The sequence below is a fragment of the Stutzerimonas stutzeri genome, from assembly GCF_038561965.1.
GTDB classification, from domain to species: Bacteria; Pseudomonadota; Gammaproteobacteria; order Pseudomonadales; family Pseudomonadaceae; genus Stutzerimonas; species Stutzerimonas stutzeri_AA.
In genome coordinates this window covers 483,892-505,356 of the sequence record NZ_CP139348.1, presented here as the reverse complement: position 1 = coordinate 505,356, position 21,465 = coordinate 483,892, and the positions used below count along the sequence as shown (strand labels likewise).

The window sequence follows — 21,465 nt, the reverse complement described above, 5'->3', positions numbered from 1 at the left end:
TCCTAAACCGCATGCATTCCATGACAAGCGAGGCCTTTCAGCGAATTACCATGCACGCCGCCGTGCTCGAAGAAGACGGATTCGGCCCTAAAGTGTATCTGCTGGAGGACGGAAGCTTTTTAAAGCTGTTCAGACGTAAGCGCTTCTTTTCATCGGAGGCGCTGCGGCCGTACGCACGGCGTTTCGCCGAAAATGCAACGGTGCTACGCGGCCTACTGATACCCGTCCCCGAGATCAAAGGGGTCTACCGACTGGCAGATCCGCCCCGTACGGCAGTGCATTACGTCGGACTACCAGGAAACACCATGCGCACCAGCATGCGAGAGGCCGACGAAGCCGGACGAGAGCGCCTAGTAAGACGATTCGGACAGTTACTTGCCCACCTGCATGACGCCGGCATCTACTTCCGATCGCTCCACCTAGGAAACGTGATCGTACTGCCCAATGAGGAACTGGGCCTGATCGATTTCGCAGACATGCAGACTTATCGCAAGAGCCTCTCCATATCCAAACGCAAACGCAATCTTCGACACGTACAACGCTACGAAGAGGATCGCGGGTGGATATTCGAAACCTACTTGTCCACACTGCAAGAAAGCTATCGTGGAGCCACGAACACACCAGAGTTCCAGATGACCCTGTAAGGCCTCAACTGCTGAGTTGCGGGATGCACTTAAGTAAGACGCTGAATAGGACCAGGCCGGGGGCGCTTGATCAGAAAATGGCGGAGTCGCCTCAATAGCTGCCGGTCCCACTGCCGCGCCGGAATCTGCCTGAACAGCGCCCAGGCGAAGCGCTTGTCATGCAATACAGCCAGGCGCAGGGCCTTGCATATGAGACGTGCCTTGGCAGATTCGTAGCGTGGATGATCGGCGTACGGCTGAATCACCTGGAGACTGTAGCGGTATTCAGCAATGTAGTTCTTTGACAAACTGTCTCCATGGCGCCTGTAAAAGGTGACCACGTCCGGAAGAATATCTATTCGATAACCAGCAGCGGCTATTTTCAGAGTCATCTGGAAATCTTGAATCTTGATCGAGGGGTCATACCCACCGACGCGCTCAATTGCCTCTCGCCTGTAGACTGCAATGTTGCCGCCAACACATAGCGCCTGAGCCAGAACATCATCGAAGGCGTATTGACATACGGACCGCTTCTTGTTTTTTCTCGGCAGAAGCTTTCCCGTCTCGTCGATCCTGATGGCCTGTCCGCCCAAACAACCGACCTCTGGGCGATCACGCAAATAATCAACCTGCACGGCCAGCCTTCCTGCCACCATCACGTCATCGGCATCAAAGGTAGCCACATATTCGCCAGCAGCAATGGCCAAGCCCCCGTTCAAGGCCGCACTGACACCCTGATTGGCCTGACGAATAAACTCGACGCGACGCACGAACGAACCAGGTACACCCTGCGCTATCGCCGTCTCGATCACCTCAACACTATTGTCCGTCGACCCATCGTCCACGACGATGAGCTCAAAATTTGGGTAGGTTTGTGCCAGGACACTGTAGATACATTCAGCGACGAATGCGCCGTAGTTAAAGCAAGGCACAATCACCGAGATTAAAGGGTAGCAGGCCGTGGAAGCCATATCACTCACCACAGGGAGGGGTTGAGCACATCACCATGCGGCATGCCACCCGAACGGCTACTTGCGGAAGGCAAACGCGGGCGCGGCGCCCTATACTAACCAGACTCATAGATTTCTCGGTAGATCTTAACGGCGGATCGTCATAGGGATGACCGTCCCTTTGAGAACAATTGTAACGAAAAAACAAGGCAGTGCGAATGCCCCCACAACTTGACAGTCCAGAGATAACAATATTCGACCTAATCGAATTTCGCCCACCGAAGAGATGGATGCCGTGGCGACGCGATCAGCGCATGCTTCTGTACGTAGACGGCAAGCGTTTCGACTACGTGAGCGGTGCATGGGCCTATTGGATACCTGCCCTTCGCTGCAAATTTCTGCATTCGTCGCAGGGGCGCCTGGATTGCCGATTTACCGGCGTACCCTCCCGACAGACTTGTGAAACCGCGACTGACCCTGATAGCTCTGCTGGCAATGACAGCCCTTACACCTGGCAAGACTGGCGAAACGTTTACGCAAAGACGGCAGCACGCCGTGCCGCCGAGTTGTACGTTGCAACGGAGCGGCTATACAAGGCAGGAATCGGCCCCCGCCCCCTAGGCATTTGCATGGCGCGATCCTTGGTCGAATCGGGTCATGAGGATGTCCATGGCGCCTTTGGCATCAGCACGGAAAACGTACTTCAACTGCCTGTCAAGGCACCAGCTACTGAAGATGAGTTCTTGCGCGCGGGCGTACAACCTGACCGCATAGGAAGCTGCATTCGGCAACAGCTACGCGGCTATGCGGTTGACCTGAACTCTGCGGTCGGCGCAATGCCAATAAACGCAGAGGCAGAGATAGAAGCGATAGAAGCATTCTTGAAAACGCACATATACAGCAACCCTGCGGCCGTCACCCCAAAATGTACCTGACTCAGACAAAAGCGAAACTGCAGCTAGGCCAAGCCCTCGTACTGCGTATTGATCCGCGCAAGGTAACTCATCACGCCGGGTCAAAATTTCCACTTAGCAAAACCATTGAACAGAAGCTTAAAGGCTTCCCAAAGCTGATTAGAAAGGGTGCCAGCCAGCTCTGCACACGCTATCACCCCTTCGTTCTAGACGACGACGCTCTCCCCTCGCTAATACCGGTTGAGCTGCTTGAGAAAGACAGGAGAGTAAAAGACCTTCTGTTCTCCAACCATTACTCCGATTCGCTGTGGTATCGATCTCTGCTTACCGAGCTGACAACCAAGGGAAAGACACGACATAAAGGTATCAAGATAACCAGCCAAGACGAGCTGAATAAATTCTTCGAGACCTACGTCTGGGAGCTGGTAGCAAGCATGCGAAGGGACGGTTACGTTGAAAGAGCCGGATCGGATACCGGAACCGCATTCATTCTGAGCAGCGGCGTACTCGTCAAAAGCGCGAGCGCAGACCATCGTTTCCTTGTCGCAAGAAACCTCGGAGTAGGGGAATTTCCGCTTACAGTTATGGGCGTATGCCGGGGATGGCTGGAAAGCACCGGAACAACCATTGAGCACATCGGACCCGCATTAAAGAATATTGCTGAACGGTATCGCTAAATATTGCACACTAACTGATAGCTTCCCAGCCAAGATCGAGACATGACAAATACTATAGAATTGCAAATCAACAAGAGCACACCTAACAGAATTGAGCTGAACACCGACAGCATCAGCATCTACCTAGAAACAACAGGCTTCGATATAGAGCACGTCAGCGATGACTTCGCCGTATGGATGCTCTTGCCAATAGCAATGAAATGCGGCAAAGATCTCCACATCAGAGGAACCATTGATCCCGTCGTTGCCCGCAACGCTGAAAAGCTATCCTATATATGGGCCATGTGGGTGCCGGGCCTTTACTCCCCCATAAAGGTTACGGCCGACCACTGCATGCCCACAGCCCCGGCTCAAGAACGAGCATCTGAGGTCATCCTATTTTCCGGCGGCATTGATTCAACGCATGCCATGATCAAACGAGGCAAGGCGGGCAACGGCAATCTTGCCGTCACGGTTCATGGCATGGATTATAAAGCGAGAGACGACGCTCGCTTTGAAAGCCTGATGGCAAAAGGTCTTCCGCTTATTCAGGAGTTAGCCTACGAAAGCGCCTCAGTGAAAACTAACGCTGCTGAGTACGTTGCCCCGTTGAGTTACAGCCATGGTTTTCTGCTGGCCAGTATTCTGTTCCTGTTTTCAGGGCATTTCAAAAAAGGCGTTATAGCCTCGGACTGCACATGGGAGCAGGACATGCTCATCTCGCCTTGGGGAAGTAATCATGTAACAAACGAGTATTTCGCTTCCGAAAATTTCAAACTGGAGACTGCCGAAGCCAATCTCAGTCGAATCCAAAAAATATCGGCAATCTCTGCGCACCCGATTGCTCTGAACACGGTCTCTTTCTGCAAAAACTATAAATCCCGCCCAGATAACTGCGGGCAATGCACCAAGTGCATAAGAACAAAAACGATGTTCATCGCAGAGCTAGGAAGCTGCCCACCAATCTTTCACGTGACCGAATTAACGAAAGAGCAAGTTACCTCGATAACTCTTGAAAAGAAAAGCGACTTCATGTTCTTCTTCGACGTCGTGCTTTCAGCGCGAGCGAACGGAAACCTCGAAAAGCTGGCGGGTCTGGAGATTAAAGTTGAGCGCTACATTGCGAAACAGAAAACGCTGCTGGCAGAAAAGAAACTCAGCAAACCAAAGAAGCTGGCACGCAGACTCTTAAGCATAGCCGGACTTAAACGGTAGCAATAAAAAGTCCGCCCGATCACGCCAGCGATATTTTCTTGAGCAACTCGTCAAGGTCATTCAATCGTTCAAGCCGCGGAATGACCGACTTGGGCAGGCGACTGCTCGAAAATAGATTATACACTTTGAACTCTGACGTCCGCCTAAAAGTTCGGGACATATATTTAAAGCTGGGCAATATGAGCGCCTCGTAATCATCATCCAATGCGCTACGCATAGGGGCCTCGCCCTCTTCATAGAAGCGACCGGCCCCCGAACTCAGATCTACGCCAACCAGAACGACATGGCTAAAGCCGAGATGATAAGCCAACTGAATCGCAACGTATGGAACCGTCCGAGCACAGAAATAACCCTTTTCTATATTTTTGCTAAAGCCGATGCGATTGGCTTTCTTCGACCAGAGGGAGAACCGGCACATCAGATCGGGATCACGGCGAACGGACCAGGAGAACCGGCGGTCCGACATCGCCCTCCCATGCCACGGACGGTTCAGTCGCTCCACAAGGTACAAGGGGCTATTTCCGGGACGAAACTCCTCGTGATGCTTCAATACCTGATCCAGAACAGATGGGCTTAAGGCAACGTTTTCTGAAAACTCTGCCGCCTCGATAACCACTTCGCTTTTCGCGTCACCGTAATTAGGGTCGTCGCAGACATAAAAGTAGGGGCGCACATCCGCCGCTTTGAAAGCAGCCAACGATCCATTGACTGCAAACATAGGCATATGACTATAACGTTCAATCGGAAAGTTTTTTACCGAAGGGCCTGAAGCAATGATAATTGCAGCACCCTTACGGGTACTCTTGCACGCGCTCAGGCTTTCAGTCTGGAAAAGGCACTTACCATTTTGGATGACGTCGTACCTTTTCGTATTCTCGGGCCGCTCAAACAATAACGTCATGATCTACTCTACGCCTCTCGGCCCGCTGTGCAATTTCTTCGAACATACGCACAGCATCTCGCCGTGCGTCTGTCTTGAATTTTTCTATGCGCTCTTTTTCAGGTTCTGTAAACGCTAGTTGAGAACACGAATTTAATGCGTCGCTATACGAATCAAAGACCCTCTTTTCCAAGCCTATCTCTTCAAGTAACGCCTCAATTTTATGGGTATTCGACGGCACAGCGTAGAACGGTGTACCCATGACAAGGCAAAGCGTTACACAATGAAAGCGCCCTGTGATCACTCCTTCTGAAGAGGCCAGGGCACGGAGGAACCGATCCCCGGACAGTACCGCATGTCGCCAGCGCAACCGATCCATCCTCTTTTTTTCCAGACACCCAGAGCCTAGCGTCAGATAGCTTTCAGCAATATGCCTGTAGCGCTTCAATCGTTTGATATAACCCTGAAAAGCCAGACGTTTGAAACCTCGCCCAACTCGCAAAGGCGGCAATGTCCGTATGCTGAGGTAACGCAACGGCATAGACGCGCTCGAAACTAGGCGCAGCGCTTCAAGCTGACGCTCTTTCAGGACGCTTCCGTTGACTACCAGCCCTTCGCGCGTAGCCGATATAGAGGGAGCAAGCGTGAAAGTAAGGTCAGGCACAACCTTCGCGTTTACCCCCGAAGCGGCCAACTCCTCTTTGCTCATTCGATCACGCACATAGATCGCGGCAAAGTCAGTGGCGTATTCCAAAAGCCGGCAATTATCTTGCCACACACTATTTATCAGAAAGCAAGGCACGCCAACACTGCGGCAATATCGCGCGAGCCTTCCGTAGGACAGCGCCGAGCCTGCATCATGATGCATGGTGCCTTCGCCATTCACGATACAGAGGTCAAGCGTAGCGATCTCCGCAATCAGCTGTTGGTCTGACTCCCAATCATAGTTTTTTGGACAATAGCGCCTGACCTGAATACCTGCGTCCTTACTCAGCTTTCCAAGCTGAGCCATAACGAACTGGCAGCCATGGTGTTCATCACAGGAGGTGTCATTAAAAACGATGGCTTGCAACATGGCTTTCTAATTAGCTTCGGGAACTGCTTCAGGCAGCTGGTTGGTCCGGTAGGCGTATACGATCCGCCCGTTACTTTTTGCGATATAGGCCCAGCTGCGATGGAACACGCCAAGCAGGCACGAATGGACGCCAGATATATCGCCCAAAGAGCTTAAACCTATAGTAGGGATGCAGCACCGTATTAAGATTATTGAACCCTGGCCGCCAGGTAAACTGCTCCCCCCGCCTGGTAATCGTAAAGGTTTTCAGCCCAATCAAGGACGCCAGGTGTCCACCGCCGGAGTCATTACTTATGACCACCGAAGCTGTCGACACATGATCGATCAACCCATTGATATCGACAAAACTCCTGACGACAAAGCCGGGAAAAGCCGCTTCCAGCTGCTGATGCTCTTTTGGAACGCCGACGTATTCAACGTCCCAGCCATTCTTTCGAATTGCATGCCCTAACAGCCTGAAACCCAGAAGCCAGTAATTCTTCTTCGGCTGAGGAGTCGTCGGAAAAATAAGCACCAAACGACTGCTCCCCCGTTCTTCCAATTGAGATAACAGTTCTCCGCCAGGCTTGACTGATATGCCGAACACGTCGCGAGCATAGGTATCAACCCAGTCGACCATCGTGAGTCCGGCGTCCGAGTCACGGCAGAACGCCGTGCTCGCATCTGCGAAGCGGCGCCCGCGGACCATGACTTCGCGCCCTTGTACACCAACGTTGCGAGGAATTTTCTTTGCGGTCACAAAGGCAACATTCGCAAGGCCATTCGAGAGCTGCGATGCCACTGACGGGCAATAGCATCGCTCGAAACACGCGATAACCAGATCGAATCGATTGGCAACATCCACCAGGTCCTCTTTCCCGTCCTGGCGCACGTCAAGCCACGTAAAGCGATCACGCGCGGGATACAGCAAACTGCTGAAAAACTGCACCTGCGCGCCTGCCATGCACAAGTTCCAGGCCAAGCGCAGATAGATAGTGACATCACCTAGAGCAGGGAACGGCAGTATGGCAACGCTCATTCCAGCGACACTAAACGGCGGCACACCTTTTTCTTCAAGTTCCATTAGCAGCGGCCTTCCCCAGTATCGCGACAACATCTTCCATAGACCAGAACCGCTGGCGAGCAGCTGTATCTGAAAAACGCAGGCGAAGCGCCTTAGCCATGGATTCCCGCTGAGCGGCGAGCGCTTCCGGGCCCTGCCGTGACGTATTGATCAGTACGTCAGACAACGCCCGCTCATCACCCAGACGGAAAAAGACACCACAACCTTCCAAGACCTCGGGAGCCCCCCCACAATCGGCACTCACGATCGGCAACCCGGCTGCCATTGCTTCCAGCAGCACCATACCGAAGGGTTCGTGATCGGAACTCAGGACGAATATATCGAAAGCCTTGAACAGCCGGCGCGCTTCGGCTATTTGCCCTAGGAAATACACCGAAGAGCCGACGCCCATCGCCTCCGCCAAGGCTTTGAGCTCTGCCTCCAAGCGCCCTGTCCCGACGATGACTAAGATACTGCCGTGCGGCAAACGATCTCGAGCGGCCGCGAAACCACGTATCAGCGTCGCCTGATCCTTGTCCGGATGTAAGCGTCCGACATTACCGACAATCCAGGAGTCCTGCGGCAGACCAAGGACTTGGCGCGCGTCTTCACGGCAAACTTGCTCTGCCTGAACCGCGTCGACATCGAGGCGGTTGTAGAGAGTTTGTATGCGGTCGGCCTTCCAAGTCGGCAAGCAGCGCCGAATATCGTCACGCACGGCATTGGACACACCGAGAAGCATGAGCCGCTCGCGAAACAGGTTACTGAACGCGCGGCGCGAGCGGCGCGCGTAATCGCCGAACGCGTGATGAACATTTATGACGGCAAGCCTGGTGCCAAGCAACGCGACATATGCCGGCTTGGAGCGGTGCGCAATGCACAGTGCAAAATCACGCGCGGCCGCTATGCGGCGGATTTCCCGTATGGCAGCCAGCTTGAGACCTCTGACCGCCTTGCTGTCATGACCAAGAAAGATGACCTCGTCAGACGCAGACCCCTCAACAACCTCCTCTCTTGGTCTACCTGTCAGGTAGACCGTTGTGACCTTGTAGGAAGTCCCCTGAAATAGCACGGCATATTGCCGTGCGCAATCGAGGAAAGGTCCGTCATAGCCGTGACAGATCTGGAGGATCCTGCGTTCAGACACAAAGGCGTTCCTCGGCGTCACCCTTGACCACCAGCACATCCTCCATGATCAGGTACTGCAGATCCGAGCCATAGAACATGTTCAGCGCATCGGTCGGTGAGCAGATCATCGGCTCACCGCGGCGATTCAAAGACGTATTGAGCGACACGCCATTGCCGGTGAGCTTCTCCAGCGCCAGCATCAGGTCGTACCAGCGCGGATTATGCCGGCGCTCCAGTACCTGGGCGCGGGAGGTGCCGTCTTCATGAACGACCTCACCGACACGCTCCTTCCAGCCCTCGTTGACCTCGAAGGTAAATGTCATAAATGGGCTCGGATGGTCGACCTTGAGCATCTGCGACGCAACGGTATCGAGCATGGACGGGCAGAAGGGTCTCCAGCGCTCGCGAAACTTGATCTGTTCATTAATCCGATCAGCGACGCCAGGGATGCTCGGGCAACCGATAATAGACCGCCCGCCAAGGGCGCGCGGGCCGAACTCCATACGGCCTTGAAACCAGGCGACCGGGTTCCCCTCAACCATGATTTTCGCTATGCGCTGAGGTACATCGTCGATTTGCTGCCATACGGGCTTGTTCGGATGACGAGCGCAGGCCGCGATCACGTCTTCGTTCGAGTAGGACGGCCCAAGGTAGACGTGCTCCATCTTTTCAACGGGAACGCCGCGTTGGTGCGAAACATAGGCTGCAGCACCAACCGCGGTACCGGCATCACCAGACGCGGGTTGGACGAAGAGCTCCTTGACCTCGTTACGGGCAATGATCTTCTGGTTGAGCTTGACGTTCAGGGCGCAGCCGCCCGCAAAGGCAATCTTGCCGGTCTGCTTGATGATGTCCCCCAGATAATAATCCATCATCTCCAGCGCTAGCTTCTCGAAAAGCGCTTGCATGGCAGCCGCGTAATGAATGTAGGGGTCGTCGGCGATATCGCCTTCGCGCTTGGGTCCCAGCCATTCGATCAGCTTCGGCGAGAAGTAGTAGCCCTTGCCCTTCTCCTTGTAGCGACGGAAGCCGATGACATTCGCGTAGTCGGTATTAATGGTCAGCTCGCCGTTCTCGAATTTGGCCAGTCGCGAGAAATCGTACCTGGCGGCGTCGCCATAGGGCGCCATGCCCATCACCTTGAACTCGCCGTCGAGCATCTCGAAGCCGAGGTATTCGGTGATCGCGCCATACAGCCCACCCAAGGAGTCCGGATCGTAGAACTCCTTGATCTTGTGGATCTTTCCGTTTTCACCATAGCCGAAGAAGGTAGTGGCGTACTCTCCCTTACCATCGATACCGAGGATCGCAGTCTTCTCGGTAAATCCGGAGCAGTGGTAAGCGCTAGAGGCATGGGCCAGGTGATGCTCAACCGGCTGCAGCTTGACCTTTTTAAGATCGAAGCCGAGCTGCTGCAGACACCACTCAATGCGCTTCTTGTAGCGGTAGTAGCGGCGGTTGCCCATAAGGATGGCATCCAGCGCGCGGTCGGGCGCATACCAGTAACGCTTGGCATAGTGCCAGCGTGCCTTCTCGAAGATGCTGATGGGTGCGAAGGGGATCGCCACCACGTCGACATCCGCCGGATTGATGCCAGCCTGCTCCAGGCAGAACTTCGCGGACTCATAGGGCATGCGGTTCTTGGCATGCTTGTCGCGCACGAAGCGCTCTTCTTCAACGGCGGCGATCAGCTTGCCGTCGATGTAAAGGGCGGCGGAAGGATCATGACTGAGGGCGCCGGAAAGGCCGAGAATCGTCAATGCCACGGGTAATGCCTCTTAATCTTCGATACGGGTGCCGGGCACCGCGGGTAAACGTTGGTCAAGCAGCCGATACAGGGCGCTATCGATCGGCCAGTTACGCAGAAAGCGTGCACGATCCTTGGCATAGGCACGTGCGAAGCTGGCATCGTTACTGTGTTGCTGCACAGCATCAAGGTCGATCAGGGTCCAGCGATCCTGCTCCCAGAACAGGTTATGTCCTTTAAGATCGCCGTGGCTGATGCGCTCGCGAATCAGCGCGTTAAACAGTTGATCCAGAGCGGATAGCTCCGGCTCGGGCGGGCAAGCATCCAGGTACGGCTGAAAACGCGAGATTATATCTTCACCCTGCAGTAATTCGGTAATCAGCCACGCAGGGCCGCGCATCCACAGCCAGCGGCGCTCGATTACAGCCAGCAGGCGCGGTGTGGCAATTCCCAGAAAATCGAGGCGATTGCCTTCGACCCAGCTATGCCAGGCCCGACTCGGGCGCCAGAAGCGCTTGAGCCAATGCAGTGGATTCTTGATGTTGTAGCGCTTGATCAGTAGTGATCGGCCGTTCGACGCCACCCTGGCGACCGTCGCACTACCGCCGTCTTTCAACAGAACGCCTTTGGCTAGGCATGCATTGGGATCACCGAGCACCGCCTGCAATGCTGCCTGCTCTTCGCGACGAACCACTTGCGCGCCGAAGGCGCCGATGTGCGCGCTGAACAGGCTGCAATCGCGCGTTACCTTCTTAAGATAATCGTTTAGACGCCAGACGCGGGTCTTGTGAACTTCCTTGAGCAGCGCCTCTAGCGGCAAGGCATGCTCGCTATTGGCAAGCAGGTAGTGCACCAGCAGCTCTTCAATGAAGGGCTCGATCTCTGCCGGCAACTGAGCAAAGAAGACGCCAAGATTTTCCAACACTCTTTGCCGGGATAGCGGGGCGCCAGGCGTCTCCACCTTCACACCGCCACCATCGACCACGTAGAGCCGCCCGCCTGCCCGCAGCAGGTTATCGAGGTGCAGATCGGCTTGCCAGAGGCCGCGCGCATGCATCCTGGCAATCAGTTCGAGCGCCTCGCCAAGCACGCTTTGCTGCCCCTGCGAAAGCAGCTTTTCAGGCTCCACGACGCGCCAGGCAGCCCAGAGGCTTTCAGCGTCATCGATCCAATCGAAAATCAGCCAACCACCCTCGCCTTGATGCCAGCCCTCAGCCAACAGAGCGGGCGTCGGTAGGTGTTGCTCGGCGAGGCGCTGGGCCCCGCCTCGCTCGGCCTGATAATGACGCTGCGCCTTGCTGCCAACCATCAGCTTGGCCAACACCGCGCGACCATTCCACTCGGCACGCCCGACATATCGCTGGCCAGGCAGAATCCGTAGCCAGCGTTCAATGTTCAGCACACTGCTGTCAGGCAGCACAACTTGCACCGGGCAGGATGGCTGGCGCCCGGTGCCGGGCAGGTCGGACAACCTCATCCGCGCGCCTCTTTCGCTCTGCGCCGACGCCCGAGGTGCTGCACCCAAATATCCAGAAGGCGATGGTCATCAAGATAGGTCGAGAGCAGAGAGCGCACACCGTCGTCGCCAATACCGGCAGCGCGGCGTACAAGAGGCTCAAGATCCTTGATCCGGTCACGCTGGCCGAACAGCAGAGGCCTCGTCTTCTCCAGGTCGATCAGGCACGCCTGCCAGCTACCTGCCTGCTCTCGAAGAAAAATATGCTTGGGATAGAAACATCCATGCATTTGCCCGGCCCGGTGAAGGGTGCGTGCCAACTCACCCGTTGCATGGAGGATCGCTTGGCGCTGCGACTCGGCCAGCTGAGGCCACTGGCTCAGCCAGCCCTCCAGATCCGTCCAACCATCGAGTGCACGTGTCAACAGAATGGCGCGCTGCTCGCCGGCCACCTTGCGCTGTCCGAAGAAACTCGCCTGCAATGCGGGCACACCGAGCTGGGCGTAGCGGCGTATGTTGCGAAATTCGCGGGCGAAGGTGGGCTCACCGAATGGATGGGTCAGGCTGCGGGTAAGATGGTTGCTCTGCCGCTTGAGGTAAAAGGCCGCACCGTCAAGTTCGAGCCGGAAAACGCTACTCCATCCTCCACGTTCGATATTTGGCTCATCCACCGCCTCGAGCTGTACAGCCCAGAGCTCATCGAAGTGGCTCATGCCGCTGCACTCGAGTAACGGGCGATCGGACTCAGCTATGAAATCAGTCATTCTCGTCCCTGGAAGTAATCCAAGATCTGCCGGATACGTGGCTTATCCTGGGCTGCCAGCCGTGGACGCTGGCAGTACTGCAAGTAGAACCTCAGCCGCTGAGTGCGAGTGAGCTGATACTTGGCCACCTTGTCCAGGCAAGCCAGGTCCTTGACGATACGCCGCTGTAGAAACGGGCCGTGCCAAAACGCGCCGGTCGGGCAATCGATCAGGTACAGACGACGCTGCGGATCGACCAGCAGGTTGCGCCATTTCAGATCATTATGAGCAAAGCCTCGCTCATGCAATGCTCGAGTCGAACGCGCCAGCTGCAGACTGATAGCCTGCACCCAATCGGGATCACGAAGGCGGGCATCATGAGTAGTGGCAAGCATCGCCAGATCGTCGGTCTGTTCCAGCTCGCGCGTGATCAACGCACCTCGCACGAAAGCACCAGCCCGCCGCTCCAGCCCGTAGGCCACGATTGGCGCCGTCGGAATACCCCAGCGACGGAATAGCATCAGGTTCTGCCACTCGGCCTTCACCCGCGGCCTGCCGACAAATCGCCGCAACCCCTTACCCGCACCAGAGTATCGCTTGACGTAATAACGCACACCATTGCGCTCGACACGAATGACCTCCGATAGCGGGTCACGGGTCAAACGCTCGCCCGACAAGGCGAACACGCTTTCCAGACTGCCGAAATCGTCCCGTAGATCGGCGTAGGCAGGGTCCAGGGCCCAGCCCGCCATCAAAGCGCTCCCCCGTAACGCTGCTTGCGTCCCAGCAGCTTTTCCGCCCGCTGCTGCAGCCAGACCAGCAGCGACGCCTCATCGCTTAGAATTTCACGCAATGGTCGCTTGAAATAGTCACGTAGAAAACGCAGCTTGTCGCCGCGAGTCAAGCCAATCTCAAGTGCCGAGAAATACAACCCGGCCAAGTCCTTGTTGCGCCAGCGGCGAGGCGTCTGGCTACGAGTTTGTGCTCGGTGCAGGTCGATCAGCGACAGGCGGAAATCGCTCGCCGTTACTGGCCTGTCGGTATGCAGCAGAAAGTGGCAGATGTAGAAATCGCGATGATTGACCCCGGCGCGGTGCATGGTGCCGGCCATCCTTGCGACCTCGGCGATCAGGGCACGCTTGAGCGCAGGCGCAGGCGGATTTTCCGGCCAGTCGGCGGCAAAATCTTCGAGGCTGACGGTGGGTGCCAGCTCTTCGGTGATAATGAACGAATGCTGGGTCGCCGGATTGCCGCCACGCTCGCCATAGGCGACCGCGGTCATGGTCGGCACGCCAGCCTGATGCAGGCGCTGTAAAGCTCGCCACTCCTGGCCAGCGCCAAGTACGGGAGCCTTTGCCGTCAGCAGGTTCTTGGCGATTTCGCCCCAGCCGATACCGCGATGAATCTTGACGAAGTAACCGCGCCCGGCCACTTCGGTACGCAGCGTGCGACGACCTTCCAGCTCGCGGTAGACCTGACCCTGCAGTCGCTCCACCTCCATGAAGGGATCCTTGCCGTGCCAGAGGCTCTTGAAAGGCTCCGATAAGATCAGTCGCATGTAGCCTCCGCGGTTTGGAGCATCAACGCTGGTCGAGGAGCTTGAAACCGGCGCAAGCCTGCCGTCTGCAATCGCCGCGATGGCGCGGCCCCAACGGAATTAGCGGGCGCTCGCCACTTTTGTGGGTGCCCCGACCTCGAGGCGATGCTCTTGAGTGCGGTGGGCAAGCCTGTGGCTTGCGACCGGCGTGGGGGCATGCGGGTCATAGGCCTCATGCCTGCTCTCCAAGGATCACGTCGGCGGCTTTTTGCGGCATGGAATAAAGGTCAGCTGTTTCGCCATAGGCCAGCGCGTTGCGGCTCCAGGCCGCGCGCTGCTGATCGTCAGCCAGCATCTGCGCCAACAGCCGATCGAGAACACCCTGCTCGAACGGGCTAGGCACCACGCGCCCGCAATCGGCATCAACGATGTAATGTGCGTACCCACATACATCGGTAACCAGCACCGGCAGCCCGGCGACCAGCGCCTCTAGCAGCACAGTGCCGGTGTTTTCGTTATACGCCGGATGGATCAGCAGATCGGCACCCAGCAGGAAACGCGGAATATCGCTGCGTCCCTTGAGGAATGCGACCATACCCGAGACGCCCAGCGCCTTGGCCTGCAGCTTGAACGGCTTGGGATCGTCCTGGCCGATCACCAGCAGCCGGGTGCGCTGACTCAGTTCGTGCGGCAATGCGGCAAGCGCCTTGAGGCTGCGGTCCAGACCCTTGGTCTTGAAACCGGAACCGATCTGTACCAGCAGCAGCTCGTCGGGCCGCACCTCGAATTCCTCGCGAAACTCGGCACGGATTTGCGCGGCATTGGCCGGCGCGCGGCGATCCTGGGCGATGCCCGGCGGCAACAGGTGAAAGCGTTCGGCGGGCGTGCCGTAGTGCTTGACGAACAGCGGCTGCTGCACCTCGGAGATCATCAGGATTTCGGTCTTCGCCTCGGGCGCAAACACCGCGCGCTCGTACTCAGCGAAGTGCTTGTAGCGACCCCAGCGGCGGTAGATCGGATTTCGCAGGGTCTGCGCCTTGTCCTCGAAGCAGGGGTCAGCGGCGTAATACACGTCCAGCCCAGGCATCTTGTTGAAGCCGATCACCCGGTCCACCGGCCGCCGCGCCAGATCGGCCTCGACCCAGGCAGTGAAACGCTCGTTGCGGGTGTGGTTGAACAGCGCCTTGACCGGGGCGATCAGCACCTCGAAGCCGTCCGGCACGTCGCCTTCCCAGATCATCGCGTAGACGCGGACCGCATGACCGCGCCGCTGGCATTCGAGGGCAATGCGCATGAAGTCACGCTGCAGCCCGCCGAAGGGAAAGTACTTGTAGAGGATGAATGCCAGTTGCATCAGACGGACTCCGGGGCCCGCAGCAGGGCTTTCAATTCGGTGACGACACGCTCAGGGCGCAGATCGTCGAAACAGGGCTTATGCCGATCACCGCGACCGGCATTCGGCCCGCTGGCGCACAGGTGCACCTGCGAGCGCCCGTAGGCACCGACCCGCCCGGGCAGGGTCGGACCATAAAGGGAAATGCTCGGCACATCCAGCGCCGCGGCCAGATGACCGAGACCGGTATCCACCGCGACGCACGCGCGCGCACCGGCGATCACCCGGGCGACACCAGCGAGATTGAGCTTTGGCAGCACCGCGGCGCTGGCAATGCCGCTGACGATACGCTCGGCCCGCGCCTTTTCCTCGGCATTGCCCCAGGGCAGGCGGATCGCCCAGCCGAAATCGCTCATGCGCTCGGCCAGCTCGCGCCAGTAAGCTTCCGGCCAGTGCTTGCTCGGCCAGGTGGTGCCATGCAGAAATAGCAGATAAGGCTGATCGCTCGGCGCAGCCATCTGCTCCCGATTCAGGCCATAGTCGGCAATGCCCTCCGGCAGCGGATAACCGAGGGCCTGCGCGAACAGCTGGCGCACCCGCTCCAAGGCGTGCTGATCACGCGGCACGGCGTAGCAGCGATCGTAAAACCTTGTCGCCAGCGGCTCGCGTGCGGATTCACGATCCAAGCCGGCGACAGGCGCCTTGACGTAGCGGGTCAGCCAAGCGCTCTTGAGCAAGCCCTGGGCATCGATCACCAGGTCGTAACGGCTTTCGCGCAGACGCGCCTTGAAGCGCTGCCACTCACCACTGCGCAGGGTATCGATCGGGTGCTTGCGCCAACGGCGAATCGCCACCGGAATCACCTGCGCCACCGCCGGGTGCCAGGCTGGAATCTCGGCGAAGCCCTCCTCCACCACCCAGTCGAACCGGATGCCGGGCAGTGCCCGCTGCGCATCGGTCAGCGCCGGCAGGGTATGCACGACGTCACCCAGCGAGGAAGTCTTGACCAGCAGAACCTTCAATCAGCGTACCTCGAGCGACTGCGGGACCAGGCGATCCAGCGCCTCGATCACCGCGCGCGGCTTCAGCTCACGCATGCAGTTGTTGTGGCCAAAGCGGCAGGTGCGTTCGAAACAGGGGCTGCAGTCGAGGCCCAGACGCACCACTTCGACCTGCTCGGAAAGTGGCGGGGTGAACATTGGCGAGGTCGAGCCATAGACAGCCACCAACGGTCGCCCAAGCGCCGCCGACACGTGCATCAAACCGGAGTCATTGGACACCACCGCGTCGGCGCAGGAGAGCAGATCGATCGCCTCGGCCAGGCTGGTTTCGCCGGCCAGGTTCACCGCTTCCTCGCGCAGGCCCGGGATCAGCCGTTCGAGAATTTCCTCACCCACCGGGTGATCGTTCTTCGAGCCGAACAGCCAGACCTGCCAACCCTCGCGAATCTTCAGCTCGGCGACCTTGGCGAAGTGTTCGGCCGGCCAGCGCTTGGACTCACCGAATTCGGCACCCGGACAGAGCGCCAGCACCGGCCGATCGAGGCTCAGGCTGAAGCGCGCCAGCGCCGTGTCGCGTGTTTCGGCGTCGATGCGCAGCGAGGGGTTCGGATAGGGCTTGGGCAGCTCGCTACCCGGCTCGAACGCCAGCGCCATGAAACGCTCGATCATCAGTGGGTAGCGCTGCTTGTCGAGCTTACGGATGTCGTTGAGCAGGCCGAAACGCATTTCGCCGCGCCAGCCGGTGCGCTTGGGGATCCCAGCGAAGAACGGCACCAGCGCTGACTTCAGCGAGTTGGGCAACAGGATCGCCTGGTCGTACTGACCGCGCAGGCTTTGCGCGACCTTGCGCCGGGTTGCCATGTCGAGCACACCATGACCGAGCGGAAAGCTAAGCGCCTGGCGCACCTCGGGCATGCGCTCGAGAATCGGCCGACTCCATTCGGGCGCCAGCACGTCGATCTGACAGTCGGGATGGCGCTGTTTCAGGCAGACGAACAGCGTCTGCGCCATCACCATGTCGCCAACCCAGCTGGGTCCCACAATCAGAATATTCATAGGGCTACAGGCTACAGGCTACAGGCTGCAAGGCGAAAGCTGTTGCCTGCCGCCTGCAGCCCGAAGCGCTTTACTTGACCAGAGTCCGCCATTCGGCGTGGTCAGCGGTCTTGCCGGAGACCAGATCGAAATAGGCTTTCTGCAGTTTTTCGGTGATCGGACCGCGACGGCCAATACCGATGGCGCGCCCGTCAACCTCGCGGATCGGCGTCACTTCTGCAGCGGTGCCGGTGAAGAAGGCTTCGTCGGCGATGTAGACCTCATCGCGGGTAATGCGCTTCTCGACCACCTTCACGCCGTGTTCGGCGGCCAGGGTCAGGACCGTGCCGCGGGTGATCCCGTTGAGGCAGGCGGTGACTTCCGGGGTGTAGATCACGCCGTCCTTGATGATGAAGATGTTCTCGCCCGAACCCTCGGCCACGTAACCTTCCGGATCCAGCATCAGCGCCTCGTCGGCGCCGCCGGAGATGGCTTCCTGCAGGGCCAGCATCGAGTTGATGTAGGCACCGTTGGACTTGGCGCGGGTCATGGTGATGTTGACGTGGTGGCGGGTGAAGGAGCTGGTGCGCACCTTGATGCCCAGTTCCAGCGCTTCGTCGCCCATGTAGGCGCCCCAATGCCAGGCCGCCACGATCACATGCACTTTCAGGCCGCTGGCGCGCAGGCCCATGCCTTCGCTTCCGTAGAACACCATCGGGCGGATGTAGGCGCTTTCCAGGTTGTTCTCGCGCACCGCGGCGCGGGTCGCTTCGTTGATCTCTTCCTTCGAGTACGGCATCGGCATGTTCATGATGTGTGCCGAATCGAACAGGCGGTCGGTGTGCGCCTGCAGACGGAAGATCGCCGTACCGTCCGGTGTGTTGTAGGCACGCACGCCTTCAAATACGCCCATGCCGTAGTGCAGGGTATGGGTCAACACATGGGTGGTCGCATCGCGCCACTGCACCAGTTCGCCGTCATACCAGATGACGCCATCACGATCGGCCATCGACATCGTTGCCAGCTCCTCAGAATTCGATATTGCTTGATAGCCCGACGAGGGGCTCAGCTAAGGCCCAGCTCACGCCAGATACGCATGACAGCGTGGCGTTCGTCGTGGAATTGATCCCCACTCACCAGTCCGGGCTGCTTCTGCAGTGATTGCCGGTGGGCTGCCGCACGGTAGGCCTTGTAGGCGTCCTGCAGCAGCCGAACCTCATCGCCGGTCATCAACCCGGCCTGCTCCAACCCATCGAGAATGCGGATGTTATCGGTATAGCGCAGCAGTTCAGGATGCTGGTGCGACCACGCCAGAGCCGCGTATTGCACCATAAATTCGATATCCACGATACCACCGGCGTCCTGCTTGAGATTGAACTCGGCAGTGCCGTCGAACGCATGCTCTGAGGTCCCGGCGTGAGTCGTCCGGGTTCCGAGGTTGTCGCGCATCTTCGCGCGCATCTCGCTGACCTCGCGGCGCAGTGACTCCAGATCGCGCTCGCGCCCAAGCACCCCGGCCCGCACCCGCTCGAAGTCGGCAGTCAGCTGCGGGCAGCCGACCAGTACGCGCGCGCGTACCAGCGCCTGGTGCTCCCACGTCCAGGCTTCCTGGCTCTGGTAGCGCTCGAAGGCGCCGAGGGAGCTGACCAGCAACCCGGCGGCACCGGATGGGCGCAGGCGCATGTCCACTTCGTAGAGCTGGCCGGAAGTGGTCTGCGTAGTCAGCAGATGAATGATGCGCTGCCCCAGGCGGGTGAAGAATTGCGCCGTGTCGATGGGCTTGGCGCCATTGGTCTCGGCGGCGGGGTCGCCGTCGTGGATGAACACCAGATCCAGGTCAGAGCCGTGGCCGAGCTCGATACCGCCGACCTTGCCGTAACCGACGATGACAAACGATGGATCACACAACGCGCCGTCACTGCGCTGCGGTTGGCCGTGACGGGCGACGGTGTGGCGCCAGGCCAGGGTCAGCACTTCCTGCAAAATCGCTTCGGCGAGCCAGGTCAGGTAGTCGCTGACCTTCATCAGCGGCAGCGTGCCGGCGATTTCCGAGGCCGCCACGCGCAGCCGGTGCGCCAGCTTGAAATGCCGCAGCGCCTCCATTTGCTGCTCAAGGTCGTCCTCAGGGATACGCATCAGCCGCTCGCGCAACTCGGCGGCGAGCTCAGGCGCCAGCGGCGGGCTGTACAGTCGCCCGGCGTTGAGCAGCTCATCGAGCAGCAACGGAAAGCGCGCGATCTGCTCGGCGATCCACGGGCTGGCTGCGCAGAGCTCCAGCAATCGCTGCAGCGCACCGGGATTTTCGGTCAGCAATACGAGATAGGCTGAACGCCGGGCAACCGCCTCGACCAGCGGCAGCACGCGCTCCAGCACCAAGTCTGGGTCGGCCTGCTCGACGATCTGGGCCAGCAGGCGCGGAATGAAGGCATCCAGCCGCTCGCGACCGAGACGCTGCATGGTGCGCACCTGACTGGCGTTACGCAGTGCCGCGAGCCGCTGACAGGCACCCTGACCGTCGCGAAAGCCCGCCTCGGTCAGCTGTCGACAGGCGAACTCCTCGTCCCAATCCTGCTCCCACAGGGGCAGCCACTCCCCGCCGACCAGCGCATCGCCCTCGGCGGCTTCGTCCTCGTCGGGGTCGGCAATGACCTGGTGGAAATGCCAGTCGATGCGCCCGCGCCAGTACAAAAGCTGCTCATGAAAGGCCTGCCAGCTGTCGAAGCCGAGCATGAACGCCACTCGCGCACAATCCACCTCGGTGTCCGGCAGCATCTGCGTCTGGCGATCGGCGATGGCCTGCAGCGCGTGCTCGGTATAGCGAAGGAACTCGTATCCCTCGCGCAGCTCGGCCACCGCTGGCGCCGGCAGGTAGCCCTGCCCTTCCAGCGTGGCCAGCACGCCTAGCAGCGGCCGTTGCTGCAGGCTGAGGTCCCGGCCGCCGTGGATCAGCTGGAAGGCCTGGGCGATGAATTCGACCTCGCGGATGCCACCGGCACCGAGCTTGATATTGGCCGCCATGCCCTTGCGCCGCACTTCCTGCTGGATCAGCTGCTTCATGGTGCGCAGCGCCTCGATCGCGGAGAAGTCCAGGTAGCGTCGGTAGACGAAGGGCCGCAACATCGCCAGCAGCTCCTCGCCGGCCTGCTGGTCGCCGCCAATGACCCGCGCCTTGATCATCGCGTAGCGCTCCCAGTCGCGACCCTGGTCCTGGTAGTACTGCTCCAGCGCGTTGAAGCTGTACACCAGCGGCCCGGACGAGCCGTACGGACGCAGACGCATGTCGACGCGGAAGGCAAAACCATCGGCGGTGATCGCATCCAGCGCCTTGATCAGCCGCTGGCCGAGGCGGACGAAGAACTCCTGATTGTCCAGCGAACGCTTGGCGCCGACGGTCTCGCCGCCTTCTGGATAGCCGAAGATCAGGTCGATGTCGGACGACAAATTCAATTCATGGGCGCCCAGCTTGCCCATCCCGAGGATCACCATATGTTGCGCGGTGCCACTGCGCCGTCCGGTCGGCACACCGAACTGCTCGCAGTGGCGTACGTACAGCCAGTGATAGGCCAGATCGACCGAGGCATCAGCGAGATCGGACAGGTCGCGGCAGGTTTCGGCCAGATCGGCCCGGCGGGTCAGGTCGCGCCAGATGATCCGCACCTGCTGGCGGGTACGAAAGCGCCGCAAGTTAAGCGCCAGGGCATCCTCGCTGCTGCAGGCATTGATCAGTTCGCCCAGCGCCTCGCGCATTTCGCCGCCTTCTAGCGAGCGCTCCAGCCACCCCTGCTCGGCAAGCTGCAGCAGCATCTGCGGATCTCGACTAACCTGATCGCTGACGAAATCACTCGCTGCGCAAACCCGGTTGAACGCCTCGCGCTGCTCTGCAAGCCAGACGCGACAACGTGCCGCAAGCGCTTCCGACAGGCTGTCAGCAGCAGCGAGGAACGACTCTTCGGCTCGACTGACAAAAGGCAGGAGCGAGGACGGCAATGCAACCAGCGGGGGCAAACTCATTGTGGTTTCCTTCACGACGGCAGTACGGTAAACCGCGATTCAGAGCCTCGCATAAGCCTTTTAAAGGGAAATGCCAGCGCCGCTGATCTGTAGTTTTACTACTAAAGAGTATTTCAGGG

19 protein-coding genes are annotated in these 21,465 nt (G+C 58.8%); 4 read left to right on the top strand and 15 right to left on the bottom strand.

The annotated features are described in order from the left end of the window. The first annotated feature begins 50 nt into the window (after positions 1 to 50). Positions 51 to 644 carry a phosphotransferase gene (locus SM130_RS02190; protein WP_181019228.1) on the top strand — a complete coding sequence of 198 codons (594 nt, stop codon included), beginning with the start codon at positions 51 to 53 and terminating at the stop codon, positions 642 to 644. 29 nt (positions 645 to 673) lie between these two features. Here SM130_RS02190 and SM130_RS02185 read toward each other — a convergent pair whose 3' ends face one another. Beyond that, positions 674 to 1,594, bottom strand: coding sequence for a glycosyltransferase family 2 protein (locus tag SM130_RS02185; protein ID WP_102824200.1), 921 nt, complete (start codon positions 1,592 to 1,594; stop codon positions 674 to 676). A gap of 293 nt (positions 1,595 to 1,887) precedes the next feature. Between SM130_RS02185 and SM130_RS02180 the strand changes: the two genes are divergently transcribed. Genes SM130_RS02180 through SM130_RS02170 form a run of 3 tightly spaced genes read left to right on the top strand, consistent with a single transcriptional unit; the run spans position 1,888 to position 4,358 of the window. Beyond that, the gene (locus tag SM130_RS02180) at positions 1,888 to 2,508 is read left to right on the top strand and encodes a hypothetical protein (RefSeq protein WP_342369095.1); all 621 of its coding nucleotides are present in this window, start codon (positions 1,888 to 1,890) and stop codon (positions 2,506 to 2,508) included. Further along, positions 2,499 to 3,164: a hypothetical protein gene (locus SM130_RS02175; protein WP_102824198.1), complete on the top strand. Its 666-nt coding sequence runs from the start codon at positions 2,499 to 2,501 to the stop codon at positions 3,162 to 3,164. The genes SM130_RS02180 and SM130_RS02175 overlap by 10 nt, the downstream gene beginning before the upstream one ends. Positions 3,165 to 3,206: 42 nt before the next feature. Further along, on the top strand, positions 3,207 to 4,358 hold the full coding sequence (locus SM130_RS02170; protein WP_102824197.1) for a hypothetical protein: 1,152 nt from the start codon (positions 3,207 to 3,209) through the stop codon (positions 4,356 to 4,358). A 19-nt stretch (positions 4,359 to 4,377) separates the two neighbouring features. Here the strand turns inward: SM130_RS02170 and SM130_RS02165 are convergent, their stop codons facing one another. The 14 genes from SM130_RS02165 to glnE all read right to left on the bottom strand — a co-directional run bounded on the left by SM130_RS02165 (position 4,378) and on the right by glnE (position 21,346). Next, positions 4,378 to 5,259 (bottom strand): lipopolysaccharide core biosynthesis protein, encoded by an 882-nt coding sequence (locus SM130_RS02165; RefSeq protein ID WP_102824196.1) that lies wholly within the window; start codon positions 5,257 to 5,259, stop codon positions 4,378 to 4,380. Continuing rightward, the gene (locus tag SM130_RS02160; RefSeq protein ID WP_102824195.1) at positions 5,243 to 6,313 is read right to left on the bottom strand and encodes a polysaccharide pyruvyl transferase family protein; all 1,071 of its coding nucleotides are present in this window, start codon (positions 6,311 to 6,313) and stop codon (positions 5,243 to 5,245) included. Before SM130_RS02160 ends, SM130_RS02165 begins: the two co-directional genes overlap by 17 nt. A 70-nt stretch (positions 6,314 to 6,383) precedes the next feature. Beyond that, entirely contained in the window at positions 6,384 to 7,376 is a 993-nt protein-coding gene (locus SM130_RS02155) for a glycosyltransferase family 9 protein (RefSeq protein ID WP_256044873.1), read from the bottom strand. Then, entirely contained in the window at positions 7,366 to 8,502 is a 1,137-nt protein-coding gene (locus SM130_RS02150) for a glycosyltransferase (protein WP_256044874.1), read from the bottom strand. Before SM130_RS02150 ends, SM130_RS02155 begins: the two co-directional genes overlap by 11 nt. Then, a complete protein-coding gene (locus SM130_RS02145; protein WP_102824193.1) occupies positions 8,495 to 10,249 on the bottom strand; it encodes a carbamoyltransferase family protein in 1,755 nt (584 codons plus the stop codon). The genes SM130_RS02150 and SM130_RS02145 overlap by 8 nt, the downstream gene beginning before the upstream one ends. 12 nt (positions 10,250 to 10,261) lie before the next feature. Continuing rightward, positions 10,262 to 11,707: a lipopolysaccharide kinase InaA family protein gene (locus SM130_RS02140; protein WP_102824192.1), complete on the bottom strand. Its 1,446-nt coding sequence runs from the start codon at positions 11,705 to 11,707 to the stop codon at positions 10,262 to 10,264. Next, positions 11,704 to 12,450, bottom strand: a complete 747-nt coding sequence (locus tag SM130_RS02135) for a lipopolysaccharide kinase InaA family protein (RefSeq protein ID WP_102824191.1) — start codon at positions 12,448 to 12,450, stop codon at positions 11,704 to 11,706. The genes SM130_RS02140 and SM130_RS02135 overlap by 4 nt, the downstream gene beginning before the upstream one ends. Beyond that, positions 12,447 to 13,181: a lipopolysaccharide kinase InaA family protein gene (locus tag SM130_RS02130; protein WP_102824190.1), complete on the bottom strand. Its 735-nt coding sequence runs from the start codon at positions 13,179 to 13,181 to the stop codon at positions 12,447 to 12,449. The genes SM130_RS02135 and SM130_RS02130 overlap by 4 nt, the downstream gene beginning before the upstream one ends. Next, positions 13,181 to 13,987: a lipopolysaccharide core heptose(I) kinase RfaP gene (rfaP, locus tag SM130_RS02125; RefSeq protein ID WP_102824189.1), complete on the bottom strand. Its 807-nt coding sequence runs from the start codon at positions 13,985 to 13,987 to the stop codon at positions 13,181 to 13,183. The genes SM130_RS02130 and rfaP overlap by 1 nt, the downstream gene beginning before the upstream one ends. Positions 13,988 to 14,198: 211 nt before the next feature. Next, a complete protein-coding gene (locus tag SM130_RS02120; protein WP_102824188.1) occupies positions 14,199 to 15,320 on the bottom strand; it encodes a glycosyltransferase family 4 protein in 1,122 nt (373 codons plus the stop codon). After that, entirely contained in the window at positions 15,320 to 16,321 is a 1,002-nt protein-coding gene (gene waaC / locus SM130_RS02115) for a lipopolysaccharide heptosyltransferase I (protein ID WP_102824187.1), read from the bottom strand. The genes SM130_RS02120 and waaC overlap by 1 nt, the downstream gene beginning before the upstream one ends. Further along, positions 16,322 to 17,356, bottom strand: a complete 1,035-nt coding sequence (gene waaF, locus SM130_RS02110) for a lipopolysaccharide heptosyltransferase II (RefSeq protein WP_102824186.1) — start codon at positions 17,354 to 17,356, stop codon at positions 16,322 to 16,324. Positions 17,357 to 17,426: 70 nt separating this feature from the next. Next, positions 17,427 to 18,350: a branched-chain-amino-acid transaminase gene (gene ilvE, locus SM130_RS02105; RefSeq protein WP_102824185.1), complete on the bottom strand. Its 924-nt coding sequence runs from the start codon at positions 18,348 to 18,350 to the stop codon at positions 17,427 to 17,429. A 50-nt stretch (positions 18,351 to 18,400) separates the two neighbouring features. Further along, positions 18,401 to 21,346, bottom strand: a complete 2,946-nt coding sequence (gene glnE / locus SM130_RS02100; protein ID WP_102824184.1) for a bifunctional [glutamate--ammonia ligase]-adenylyl-L-tyrosine phosphorylase/[glutamate--ammonia-ligase] adenylyltransferase — start codon at positions 21,344 to 21,346, stop codon at positions 18,401 to 18,403. Between the last annotated feature and the right edge of the window lie 119 nt (positions 21,347 to 21,465).

Coding starts and splice junctions, on each gene's coding strand:
- SM130_RS02180 (WP_342369095.1), top strand. CDS start 1,888: ATGCTTCTGTACGTAGACGGCAAGCGTTTCGACTACGTGAGCGGTGCA.
- waaF (WP_102824186.1), bottom strand. CDS start 17,356: ATGAATATTCTGATTGTGGGACCCAGCTGGGTTGGCGACATGGTGATG.
- ilvE (WP_102824185.1), bottom strand. CDS start 18,350: ATGTCGATGGCCGATCGTGATGGCGTCATCTGGTATGACGGCGAACTG.
- SM130_RS02135 (WP_102824191.1), bottom strand. CDS start 12,450: ATGACTGATTTCATAGCTGAGTCCGATCGCCCGTTACTCGAGTGCAGC.
- SM130_RS02185 (WP_102824200.1), bottom strand. CDS start 1,594: ATGGCTTCCACGGCCTGCTACCCTTTAATCTCGGTGATTGTGCCTTGC.
- SM130_RS02130 (WP_102824190.1), bottom strand. CDS start 13,181: ATGGCGGGCTGGGCCCTGGACCCTGCCTACGCCGATCTACGGGACGAT.
- SM130_RS02140 (WP_102824192.1), bottom strand. CDS start 11,707: ATGAGGTTGTCCGACCTGCCCGGCACCGGGCGCCAGCCATCCTGCCCG.
- glnE (WP_102824184.1), bottom strand. CDS start 21,346: ATGAGTTTGCCCCCGCTGGTTGCATTGCCGTCCTCGCTCCTGCCTTTT.
- SM130_RS02160 (WP_102824195.1), bottom strand. CDS start 6,313: ATGTTGCAAGCCATCGTTTTTAATGACACCTCCTGTGATGAACACCAT.
- SM130_RS02175 (WP_102824198.1), top strand. CDS start 2,499: ATGTACCTGACTCAGACAAAAGCGAAACTGCAGCTAGGCCAAGCCCTC.
- SM130_RS02120 (WP_102824188.1), bottom strand. CDS start 15,320: ATGCAACTGGCATTCATCCTCTACAAGTACTTTCCCTTCGGCGGGCTG.
- rfaP (WP_102824189.1), bottom strand. CDS start 13,987: ATGCGACTGATCTTATCGGAGCCTTTCAAGAGCCTCTGGCACGGCAAG.
- SM130_RS02155 (WP_256044873.1), bottom strand. CDS start 7,376: ATGGAACTTGAAGAAAAAGGTGTGCCGCCGTTTAGTGTCGCTGGAATG.
- SM130_RS02190 (WP_181019228.1), top strand. CDS start 51: ATGCACGCCGCCGTGCTCGAAGAAGACGGATTCGGCCCTAAAGTGTAT.
- SM130_RS02170 (WP_102824197.1), top strand. CDS start 3,207: ATGACAAATACTATAGAATTGCAAATCAACAAGAGCACACCTAACAGA.
- SM130_RS02165 (WP_102824196.1), bottom strand. CDS start 5,259: ATGACGTTATTGTTTGAGCGGCCCGAGAATACGAAAAGGTACGACGTC.